Genomic DNA, 2,472 nt, shown 5'->3' with positions numbered 1-2,472 from the left:
CTTTACATGTTATTAAATATAACATTAATTAATGGCCGAAGTTCAATAAGGAAGGAGGATGAATGATGAAAAGATGGATTCAAGCCATAGGTTCGGGACAGCAGGGGACCGCGCGCGATTTAACGTACGAAGAAGCCATAGAGGCAGCGCATGAGATGGCTAGAGGGGACTCTACAGACGCGCAGTGTGCAGCTTTCTTGATGGCGCTATGCATGAAGGGTGAAGCTGATGAAGAGATGAGGGCATTTATTGATGTTTTCCGCAGCTATTCCTTGAATTATCATCCATTTGCGGATTCGCTGAATTGTGCAGGCCCTACGGAAGGTCGTCAATTATTCCCGATTACCCTACCAGTTAGTCTCTTGCTTGCCTCAGTAGGTTTCTCCCAAGTGCTGCACGGAGGCGATTCTATCCCTTCAAGACAGGGAACAGCTATGCAAGAAATTTTGGAAAGCTTTGGCGTTGCCATGGATTTATCGGCAAAAGCATGGGAAACCATGCTGTTTCACTTGCATATTGGATTCCTGCATACGGATCAACTCTGTCCACCACTCGGAAAGCTGAAACAGGTTCGCGAACAGATAGGGCTGCGCACGGTTATCGATATGATTGAGAAAGTGATGAATCCCGTACAATCCATGAATATGATTATCGGCGTCAATCAGCGGAAAACAATGGAGTCGCTCATTCCCATTTCTATGAGATCCGGCGTGCAAAGTATATATCTTGTGAACGGTATTGAAGGTTCCGAGGATTTGCCGATTTACCAAAACAGCACAATACGCATTGTCACCCCCTGGGGAGACGAGTCGCGAGTGGTGGAACCACAAAAATTCGGCTTTCTGAGCGGACCCTTGCAGCCCATGGATAAGGCTGAGCAGCTTTCGTCGCTGCGCCGTATTATTGGCGGCGAGAATTCTGAGGAGCTGAAGAGGGAGCGTGATCATGTCATTTTTAATGCAGGATTGAGATTGACGTGGTTCGATAAGGTGGGGAGTTATGAGGAAGGCTTTCAATTGGCGGAATCTTTGCTACAAAGGAGAGAGGCACAGAAGGTGATGCAAAAATGGGTGGATCAGAGCCATCGATTCACGTTGCAAGATTATCCGCACAATGATTCTTCTGCAAAAATTGGTTAGAAAGACCACTCTGTATGCTGATAATTCGGCAATGATGGTCTTTTTTTGTTGGCACCCCCCGAAACAAGCCTGCCCATGCGAAACTATATAAACGGCAGTGCTTTCGGTGCCGGATAGCCTGGCATAAGCAAGATCACGAAAGTCGCTGCACAACGTGAAAAGCAGAACGCTAAGGAGGCATACATCATGAAAAAACAAATACTCACCCTAGCGCTGGTTCCAGCACTTATTTTTGGCGCAGTTACCGTCCCATTACCCAAAGAAGCTTCGGCTGCTACAGCAACCGGGCAAATTGTAAGTTCCGTCAGTTTACGTCAAGGTGCAGATGTGGATGCCGCACGTATTCGTTATTTAAAGCCAGGCGAGAAAGTGACCATCTTGTCCCAAGTGAACAGTTGGTGGTACAAAGTAAGAGCATCCGACGGTCGGGAAGGTTATATAAGCACCGATTCCAAATACATAACAACTTCAGGTGAGACATCACCAGGAGATTCGAATAATAACGGTGGCTCTAACAGCGGGTCAACGACAACCGGGCAAATCGTAAGCTCCGTCAGTTTCCGCCAAGGTGCAAGTACGGATGCTGCACGTATTCGTTACTTGAAGGCAGGCGAGAAAGTGACCATCTTGTCCAAAGTGAACAGTTATTGGTACAAAGTAAGAGCATCCGATGGTCAGGAAGGTTATGTAAGCACCGATTCCAAATACATAAAAACTTCAGGCGTGACATCGCCGGGAGATTCGAACAATAACGGTGGTACAAGCGGCGGATCAGCCAGTGAACAAGCGCAAAAAGTGATTGCTGCAGGCAAAAAATATTTAGGAACGCCTTATGAATATGGCTCTAGTCGTGATAATACCAGTACGTTCGACTGCTCTGACTTCGTTCGTCAAGCATTCTTGGATGGGATTGGCTTGAAGCTGCCAAGTGACTCCAGAGGGCAAGGCAGTTACGTGAAATCACTGGGTAACGCCAAAACCGATTGGCATGATTTGAAACCTGGTGATCTCATGTTTTTCATGGATTACAAAGGGACAAGCAAGTCGAATTACAGTGGTATCAATAAATCGACTCAAACGATTTCACACGTAGCTATATACTTAGGCAATGGTCAGATTTTATCGACGTATTCAAAGGAAAGCGGCGGAGTTCGGATTGATTCGTTTGAAAATCGTCACTGGGAGTACCGCTTCTTGTATGGCGGAAGTGCCCTTTAAAGTTCAAAAAGCAGACTTCGAGAAATCGAAGTCTGCTTTTTTTATACTTCCATAGGATCAACGAATGGATGCCAATGAATGGTGGGCAAATTACTTTGTTCACTTACGCCAGCAG

Annotated in this window: 2 protein-coding genes; both read left to right on the top strand. The window is 46.2% G+C overall.

All coding sequences use genetic code 11. The annotated features are described in order from the left end of the window. Positions 1-62 precede the first annotated feature (62 nt). Positions 63-1,139 (top strand): anthranilate phosphoribosyltransferase, encoded by a 1,077-nt coding sequence (locus tag AC1DUA_RS33740; RefSeq protein ID WP_477503892.1) that lies wholly within the window; start codon positions 63-65, stop codon positions 1,137-1,139. A gap of 186 nt (positions 1,140-1,325) precedes the next feature. Further along, on the top strand, positions 1,326-2,357 hold the full coding sequence (locus AC1DUA_RS33735; protein WP_477503891.1) for a C40 family peptidase: 1,032 nt from the start codon (positions 1,326-1,328) through the stop codon (positions 2,355-2,357). The last annotated feature ends 115 nt before the right edge of the window (positions 2,358-2,472 follow it).

It is taken from the genome of Paenibacillus sp. 01T422 (assembly GCF_056398785.1).
Note: the sequence above shows the minus strand (reverse complement) of the source record. Positions and strands in the feature narration are given on the sequence as shown.

Coding starts and splice junctions, on each gene's coding strand:
- AC1DUA_RS33735 (WP_477503891.1), top strand. CDS start 1,326: ATGAAAAAACAAATACTCACCCTAGCGCTGGTTCCAGCACTTATTTTT.
- AC1DUA_RS33740 (WP_477503892.1), top strand. CDS start 63: ATGATGAAAAGATGGATTCAAGCCATAGGTTCGGGACAGCAGGGGACC.